This window comes from Streptomyces sp. NPDC049915 (assembly GCF_040656475.1).
Classification (GTDB): Bacteria; Actinomycetota; Actinomycetes; order Streptomycetales; family Streptomycetaceae; genus Streptomyces.
The window spans coordinates 171,416-179,540 of record NZ_JBFAMH010000015.1 but is presented as its reverse complement, the minus strand read 5'-3'; the positions used below and the strand labels follow the sequence as shown (position 1 = coordinate 179,540).

At 71.0% G+C, this 8,125-nt stretch carries 6 protein-coding genes and 1 pseudogene; 3 read left to right on the top strand and 4 right to left on the bottom strand.

Annotation, left to right across the window (positions count from 1 at the left end):
- The 4 genes and pseudogenes from AB0J12_RS25170 to AB0J12_RS25155 form a co-directional block, all read right to left on the bottom strand.
- Positions 1-152, bottom strand: a pseudogene (locus AB0J12_RS25170) (ATP-binding protein); the annotation flags it as partial.
- Positions 133-528, bottom strand: coding sequence for a DUF742 domain-containing protein (locus AB0J12_RS25165; protein WP_361627748.1), 396 nt, complete (start codon positions 526-528; stop codon positions 133-135). The pseudogene AB0J12_RS25170 and the gene AB0J12_RS25165, both read right to left, overlap by 20 nt.
- 111 nt (positions 529-639) lie before the next feature.
- Positions 640-1,053 (bottom strand): roadblock/LC7 domain-containing protein, encoded by a 414-nt coding sequence (locus AB0J12_RS25160; protein ID WP_023546525.1) that lies wholly within the window; start codon positions 1,051-1,053, stop codon positions 640-642.
- 9 nt (positions 1,054-1,062) lie between these two features.
- Positions 1,063-4,770, bottom strand: a complete 3,708-nt coding sequence (locus tag AB0J12_RS25155) for a nitrate- and nitrite sensing domain-containing protein (protein ID WP_363266639.1) — start codon at positions 4,768-4,770, stop codon at positions 1,063-1,065.
- A gap of 610 nt (positions 4,771-5,380) precedes the next feature.
- Between AB0J12_RS25155 and AB0J12_RS25150 the strand changes: the two genes are divergently transcribed.
- The 3 genes from AB0J12_RS25150 to gltX all read left to right on the top strand — a co-directional run bounded on the left by AB0J12_RS25150 (position 5,381) and on the right by gltX (position 8,052).
- On the top strand, positions 5,381-5,563 hold the full coding sequence (locus AB0J12_RS25150) for a hypothetical protein (protein WP_363266638.1): 183 nt from the start codon (positions 5,381-5,383) through the stop codon (positions 5,561-5,563).
- Between the two features lie 187 nt (positions 5,564-5,750).
- The gene (locus tag AB0J12_RS25145; RefSeq protein WP_363266637.1) at positions 5,751-6,536 is read left to right on the top strand and encodes a fumarylacetoacetate hydrolase family protein; all 786 of its coding nucleotides are present in this window, start codon (positions 5,751-5,753) and stop codon (positions 6,534-6,536) included.
- A complete protein-coding gene (gene gltX / locus AB0J12_RS25140) occupies positions 6,529-8,052 on the top strand; it encodes a glutamate--tRNA ligase (RefSeq protein ID WP_363266635.1) in 1,524 nt (507 codons plus the stop codon). Before AB0J12_RS25145 ends, gltX begins: the two co-directional genes overlap by 8 nt.
- Positions 8,053-8,125: the final 73 nt, after the last annotated feature.

Below are 8,125 nucleotides of genomic sequence, written 5' to 3'. Positions count from 1 at the left end.
ATCACGGCCTCCGTGCGCAGCGGGTTGATCTCCGAGACGGCGCCGACGAACGTGGTCTTGCCCACGCCGAAGCCGCCCGCCACCACGATCTTCGCCGAGGTGGTCGAGCGACCCGCGGCCGTCGCCTGACCGCTAGAGCTTGCGAAGTCCACTGAGCACCCTTTCGAGCAGCGTCACGTCCGGAGCACCGGTGGCCTCGTCGCCGCCCGGCTGGTGGATCGCGACGAGACCGGCTTCGGCGAGGTCCGCGACCAGAATGCGGGCCACGCCCAGCGGCATGTTGAGCAGCGCGGAGACCTCCGCGACGGACTTCACCTCACGGCACAGATGGCAGATGCGCTGGTGCTCCGGGAGCAACCCCATGAGCGCAGCCGGGTCGGCCGTGGTGCTGATCAGCGCCTCGATGGCGAGCTGGTAGCGCGGCCGGGTCCGGCCGCCGGTCATGGCGTACGGCCTGACCAGCGGCTGGTCGCCCTCTTCCTCGTACGACCCTGCGTACGGATCATGATGGGCGGTGGGCGGGGTCATGGATCCTCCGGGCGAGACAGCAAGTCGGTCGGGCTGGCCGTCGGACGGGGCCGGTGGGGGGATTGTGGCGGCCGGACGGTTTTTCGGTGATGCGTATGGATCACGGGCCGGTCAGTGGAGCAGACTTCCTTGGAGCTCGGCGCGCAGGTCGGGCGTGAGCACCGCGCCCGCGCGGTCGACCAGGAGTGCCATCTCGTAGCCGACGAGGCCGATGTCGCACTCCGGGTGCGCGAGCACGGCCAGCGACGAGCCGTCCGAGACGGACATCAGGAACAGAAAACCCCGTTCCATCTCGACGACCGTCTGTGCCACGGTGCCGCCCTCGAAGATCCGTGAGGCACCGGCCGTCAGCGAGGTCAGCCCGGACGCGACGGCCGCCAGCTGGTCGGCACGGTCGCGCGGGAAGCCCTCGGACATCGCCAGCAGCAGACCGTCGGCGGACACGACGACTGTGTGGGACACCCCTGGGGTGTTGTCCACAAAGTTGGTGATCAACCAGTTGAGGTTCTGTGCCGCCTGGCTCATCTGGCTCAACTAACGCTCCTGCTGGTGAGTGGGGCTCGGGAAGCTGCCGGTCTGGCCGCTGCCGGCCTGACGGCCCTGAGCGATGCCCCGACGAAGATTGGTCAGCCGTCCGCGCACGTCCTGAGGCGCGCGCGAGACCTGCGGACCGGCCTGGTTCTGCTGTTGCTGAGCCGTGCCCGGCACGAGGTTCGCCCGGGGCACGCGGCGCGGCAGACCGGAGGTGGTGACCCCACCCGAGGCGGGCTGACGCACCCGCTCCGCCTGCCGGACGAGATCGTCGTTCGGCGAGCTGCGCCAGCCGCTCTGGGCCGGCCGCTGCTGCGGGGCAGCGGGAGCCGGCGCCTGCGGCTGCTGCGGGGCGGGAGCGGCGCTCTGCTGCTCCTCCTCGCGGCCGCCGCGGAACCAGTTGGTCTCCAGCGTGTCGTACAGCGGAGTACGGCCGTCACCCGGACCGCTGGCCGGCGGCAGCGCCTCCGGCTCACGCCGGACGGGACGCTGCTGCTGCGGGGCCTGCGGCTCGCCGTACGCGGGCCGCTGCTGCGGAGCCTGCTGCTGCGGGTAGCCGTAACCACCCGACTGCGGCTGCCCGAACGGGTCGCCGGCCGCGGGCTCCGGGCCCGCGGGCAGGGCGTGCCGGCCCGTGGTGGAACCGTCGTGCTGCGGCGCCGGGAACTGGCCGGTGGAGCCGTCGTACGCCTGCGGCGTCGCGAACCGGCCCGTGGCGGGCCCGGAGTCACGGCCGTCGGGGGCGCCGAAGATGTCGGAGCGGACGAACGGGTCGCTGCCCTGGCCACCGCTCGGACGCGGCGCGCCGAAGTCCGGCCGGGCGAACTCGGAGGTGCCGCCCGGGCCCTGCGCCTCGTCCCCGCGGCCCACGACCGGGATCTCGGCGGTGGCGCCGGGACCCTGACGGTCGTCGATCCGCGGCATCCGCGAGGTCTGCGCGACCTCCGGCTCCTCGTGGCCGCGCGGGGTGTCCAGCGAGGCACGCGACACCGGCGGCTCGCCGCTCTGGTCGCTCCAGCTCGGCGTACGCGGCTGCTGAGGGGCGCTGCCGGGCAGCTCGGCCCGGGCACCACCGCGCGCCGGCAGCTGCGGACGGCGACGCCGGCCGCCCTTCTCCGCGCCCGCGTCGTCGGCGGGGCGCTGCGCCGGCGCCGGGCCGCGCGAGGGACCGAAGGGGTCCTGGCCGGGCGTACCCGGACCGGCGGCCTGCAGACCCTGCGGCGCGGCCGGCTGACCGAAGGGGGCACCCGTACCGGCCGGCGCGGGCCGGCCCTGCTGCGGGCCGCCCTGCTGCTGCGGACCGCGGGGAGCGGCCGGCGCACCCGGGCGGGAGCCGTCCCGGCCGGGCAGCGCGGCACGCGGCCCCTGGCCGGCGCCCAGCAGACCGCCGTTGCCGGCACCCGGGCCACCCGCGGACGGCGAGGCGCCGAAGGCTCCGGCGCCCTGGCCGCCACCGTGCTGCGCGGCGGCCTGGCGGCGTGCGGCGGCCGCACCGGCGGCGGCCTGCGCGGCGGCGGGACCGCCGGTGGAGCCCTGGCCGGGCTTCGGCGGCTGCGGCTTCCTGCCGCCCTGCGCCACGTCGACCGGCAGCATGACCAGCGCGGTCGTACCACCGGAGTCGGACGGGCGCAGCTGGATGCGGATGCCGTGGCGCTGCGAGAGGCGGCCGACCACGAACAGACCCATGCGGCGGGAGACGGAGACGTCCACGGTGGGCGGCGAGGCGAGCCGCTCGTTGATCGCGGCGAGGTCCTCGGGGGAGAGGCCGATGCCGGTGTCGTGGATCTCGATCAGCACGCGGCCGTCGGGCAGCGCGTGACCGGTGACCTTGACCTTGGTCTGAGGGGAGGAGAACGAGGTCGCGTTCTCCAGCAGCTCGGCGAGCAGGTGCACGAGGTCGTTGACGACCCGGCCGGCGACCTCGGTCGTCGGCACGGAGGCCAGCTCGATGCGCTCGTACTGCTCCACCTCGGACGCGGCGGCGCGCAGCACGTCGACCAGCGGAACCGGGCGGGTCCAGCGCCGGCCGGGCTCCTCACCCGCGAGGACGAGGAGGTTCTCGCCGTTACGGCGCATACGGGTGGCGAGGTGGTCCAGCTTGAACAGCGAGGACAGCTGGTCCGGGTCGGCCTCGCGGGACTCCAGCTCGGAGATCAGCGACAGCTGGCGCTGGATCAGACCCTGGGAGCGGCGCGAGAGGTTGGTGAACATCGCGTTGACGTTGCCCCGCAGCAGGGCCTGCTCGGCGGCGAGGCGCACCGCCTCGCGGTGCACGTCGTCGAAGGCCGCGGCCACCTGGCCGATCTCGTCGCGGGAGTGCACACCGACCGACTCGACGGAGGTGTCGACGTCCTGCGGGTCCGACTCCGACAGCTGCTTGACCAGCTCGGGCAGGCGGTCCTGGGCGACCCGGGTGGCGGTCTCCTGGAGCCGGCGCAGCGAGCGGATCATGGACCGGGCCACGACGAACGCGCCGACCAGCGACACACCGAGGACCAGCAGGATCAGCGCACCCGAGATGATCGCCTCGCGCTCGGAGTCGCTGCGCAGCTCACGGGCCTTCTGCTCCATCTCGCTGAGCAGGGTCAGCTCGATGTTCGACATCTGCTGGAGCTTGGTGCCGCTGTCGTCCAGCCAGTCCTTGTACGACCGCTTGTCGAGCTTCTTCAGACCACCGATGTCCTGGACCGCACGGTTCGCGTAGGTGTCGGCGTCCTCGATGATCGGGTTGCCCTCTTGGATGGGCTTGAGCAGTTCCTCGGCGTTCTTGTCGCCGTAGATGCTGCGGAACGTGCTCAGTTCCGACTTCTGGCCCTCGGTCGCCGACTCGGCGTAGTTGCGGTCGTTCTCGGAGAGGTCGCCGTAGGTGGTGTTGCTGGCGGGCAGGGCGGCCGCGATGACCGCGCGCTGCATGGAGGCGTACTCCTTGGCGGAGGAGAACGCGGCCAGTGCACGGGTGCGCTGGATCATCTCCGGGTTGCTGGTGGCCTCGGCCATGTCCTGGGACAGGTCCAGCAGGTGGGTGATCAGCCGGTGGTAGGCCTCGACCGTCTGCGAGGAGTTGCTCTGGGAGGTGTAGGCCTCCTGGCGGATCCTGCCGAGGGTGTTCAGGTCTCGGGCGATGGCCACGACGCTCTCGCGGACACCCTGCAGGTTGCCGTCCTCGACCTGCTCCGAGGCGTCGATGAAGTTGTCCTTGGCACGGTCGGTCTTGTCCCGCAGCCCCTTGACGGTGGGGTCCTCGGCCTTGGAACCGTGCGCCAGCGGACCGGCGGACTCGTCGCGCTCCTCCTGGAGCGCCGCGGCCAGCTCGGTGGCCTGCTTGGTCATCTCGGTCAGCAGCTTCATGTTCTCGAGCTGCTGGATGTTGTCCATCGACTCGCTGATGCGCAGGGCGCCCAGGGTGGTCGCGGCGACCACGGGGAGCGCGAGCAGCGACACCAGTCGGGTGGAGATGCGCCAGTTGCGCAGGGCTATGCGCGTGCCGGGGCCGGAGGGGCCCTGCGGCGGCTTGACCTTGGGGGTGGTGGGGCTGGGAGCCGACACGGTCACCCCCGGACGCCCGGGGCGTTCACCGCCGTCGCCGGACGGGGCCGCCTGGCCCGGGTTCTGGGCGTGCTGGGGCGAGGAGCTGACGGCCATCGGGCCAGTCCCGCCGTGCGGCTCCGGCTCCGCCGAAGCGCTGCCATCCCTCTTGAAACGTCCCTGCACTAGCGTCGCAACCTCTGGACCAGGCGTTCCTCCGCAGATACGGAGGAACGGTGTCGGCGTCTTGGGAGATCGCCCTGAATGCGTCTCCCGGGTGGTCGTGAGTGACCGGCGCTGGACTTCCCCTCTCGCCGCCCACCTTGTCGGGAGCGACGCTGCTTCGCGCTCCCTGTGCGCCGGCTCGATCCTGCGGCGGTCCGTGGCATTCCAGCACAGTGCAGGATCTCCAACAAGGTTCGTGGGTCGTTGTGTGACGTCCGTGACAGCACGTGAGGGCCGGGTTACCAAGTGTGGAAAGTGATCCCGGGCGAATCGGGCGTATCCGAGCGAGTCGGCGGGACGGGGCTGGTGTCCCAGTCGCCATGATCAGGAGCGGAATGAGGGCTTCAGGGGCGCAATGTCCGTTTCGATGGGGTGATCCGCAGGTCGGAATTGACCGGTTTGAGCTGTGACTCGTGAGCAAACTCACACGAGGATCATGTGGTCTTCACGTCTTCGACGGGAATGCGCACGTTTGGCCTCGTGCTTGACAAGAGGTGACGTTCTGACAATCCGCGCGTGAGGTAGCTTTGGGCCCCTCCCAGCGCCCCGAGACGAACAGGTCTTGTTAACCGTGAAGACGACGATGATGTTCCACACGCTTGCCAACCCGCGGCGCACGACGCTGGCGCACCTGAAGGACGCCGACGAGCTGCAGATCCCCGAGCAGCCGGAGCACTCCATCGATCTGCCGGCGCAGACCGCCAACCCGCGGCGCACGGTCCTCATGGACGTCCCCGTGACCGCCGCGCACTGAGCGCACAGCCGCGACCCGGCAGCAAAGGGCGCCCGCACCGAGCGGGCGCCCTTCGTCGTACACGGGACGGCACGGGATGCACGCGAACCCCGGGGACCGTGCGCGAGGTTCCGGCCTGTCCACCGCGTTAGCCTGGAGCGTCAGACTCCAGCCAGCTCAGTGACAAGTTAAGGGGCGCAAGGATCCCGTGCGCATCGCCAGGTTCTCCATCGACGGGAACGTCGCCTTCGGCGCGGTCGAAGGCGGCAAGCCGGACGAGCTCGTCCTCGACATCATCAAGGGCATCCCGTTCGCGGACTTCGAGCTCTCCGGCACCAAGGTGCCGCTGAGCAAGGTGCGGCTGCTGCCCCCCGTGCTGCCCAACAAGGTCGTCGCCTTCGGCCGCAACTACGCCGAGCACGCCCGTGAGCTGGGCAACGAGGTGCCGGACGCCCCCTTCGCCTTCTTCAAGCCGTCCACCTCGGTGATCGGCCCCGGCGACGCGATCCAGTACCCGCCCTTCACCGAGGACCTCCAGCACGAGGCCGAGCTGGCCGTCGTCATCGGCCGTATGTGCCGCGAGGTCCCGCGCGAGCGGGTGGCGGACGTGATCTTCGGCTACACCTGCGCCGTCGACGTCACCGCCCGGGACGTCCAGCGGCGCGAGAAGCAGTGGGCGCGGGCCAAGGGCTTCGACACCTCCTGCCCGCTCGGCCCCTGGGTCGAGACGGACCTGGACCTCGCGACCGCGTCCGACCTGACGATCCAGCTCACGGTCAACGGCGAACAGCGCCAACTGGGCCGCACGAGCGAGATGATCCACTCGATCGAGGATCTGATCGTCAACATCTCCGAGGCCATGACGCTGCTGCCCGGCGACGTCATCCTCACCGGCACCCCGGCAGGGGTCGGCTCCCTGAACGTCGGCGACGAGGTCGCCGTCACCATCGAAGGCATCGGCACTCTCACCAACAAGGTTGTCAAGCGTGGCTAGCGCACCCTCCCCCAAGCTCTCGGCTTCGCTCGAGCAGGGGGTACCCCCATCCCCCGTACGCGTCCGTTTCTGTCCCTCGCCCACCGGCAACCCCCACGTGGGCCTGGTCCGCACCGCCCTGTTCAACTGGGCGTTCGCCCGGCACCACCAGGGCACGCTGGTCTTCCGCATCGAGGACACCGACGCGGCCCGCGACTCCGAGGAGTCCTACAACCAGCTGCTCGACGCGATGCGCTGGCTCGGCTTCGACTGGGACGAGGGCCCCGAGGTCGGCGGCCCGCACGCGCCCTACCGGCAGTCGCAGCGCATGGACCTGTACAAGGACGTCGCGCAGAAGCTCCTGGACGCCGGCCACGCCTACCACTGCTACTGCTCCCAGGAGGAGCTGGACACCCGCCGCGAGGCCGCCCGCGCCGCCGGCAAGCCCTCGGGCTACGACGGCCACTGCCGCGACCTGAGCGCCGAGCAGGTCGAGCAGTACCGGGCCGAGGGCCGCGCCCCGATCGTCCGCTTCCGCATGCCCGACGAGACGATCACCTTCACCGACCTGGTGCGCGGCGAGCTGACCTTCACCCCGGAGAACGTGCCGGACTACGGCATCGTGCGCGCCAACGGCGCCCCGCTGTACACGCTGGTCAACCCGGTCGACGACGCCCTGATGGAGATCACCCACGTCCTGCGCGGCGAGGACCTGCTCTCCTCCACCCCGCGCCAGATCGCGCTGTACAAGGCGCTGATCGAGCTGGGCGTCGCCAAGGACACCCCCGCCTTCGGTCACCTGCCCTACGTGATGGGCGAGGGCAACAAGAAGCTGTCCAAGCGCGACCCGCAGTCGAGCCTGAACCTCTACCGCGAGCGAGGCTTCCTGCCCGAGGGCCTGCTCAACTATCTGTCCCTGCTGGGCTGGTCGCTCTCCGCGGACCAGGACATCTTCTCCATCGAGGAGATGGTCGCCGCCTTCGACATCCCCGACGTCAACCCCAACCCGGCGCGCTTCGACCTGAAGAAGTGCGAGGCGATCAACGCCGACCACATCCGCATGCTGGACGTGAAGGACTTCGCCGAGCGCTGCCGCCCGTGGCTGAAGGCCCCCTTCGCCACCTGGGCGCCGCAGGACTTCGACGAGGCCAAGTGGCAGGCCATCGCTCCGCACGCGCAGACCCGCGTGAAGGTGCTGTCGGAGATCACCGACAACGTCGACTTCCTCTTCCTCGCCGAGCCGGTCTTCGACGAGGCGTCGTGGACGAAGGCGATGAAGGAGGGCTCCGACGCCCTGCTGCGCACGGCCCGCGAGAAGCTGGAGGCGGCCGACTGGACCTCTCCGGAGTCGCTGAAGGAGGCCGTCCTGGCCGCCGGTGAGGCGCACGGCCTCAAGCTCGGCAAGGCCCAGGCCCCGGTCCGGGTGGCCGTCACCGGCCGCACGGTCGGCCTGCCGCTCTTCGAGTCCCTCGAGGTCCTGGGCAAGGAGAAGTCGCTGGCCCGGATCGACGCGGCGCTGGCGAAGCTGGCGGCGTAGCGCGTACCCGCGTGACAGGGGCGGTGTCCGGCAAGCCCGGGTGCCGCCCCTGGCGTTTCGCTACCGTCGGCTC

Bases quoted from the DNA above. Each gene is read 5' to 3' on its own strand.
- AB0J12_RS25165 (WP_361627748.1), bottom strand. From the start codon at position 528: ATGACCCCGCCCACCGCCCATCATGATCCGTACGCAGGGTCGTACGAG.
- AB0J12_RS25160 (WP_023546525.1), bottom strand. From the start codon at position 1,053: ATGAGCCAGGCGGCACAGAACCTCAACTGGTTGATCACCAACTTTGTG.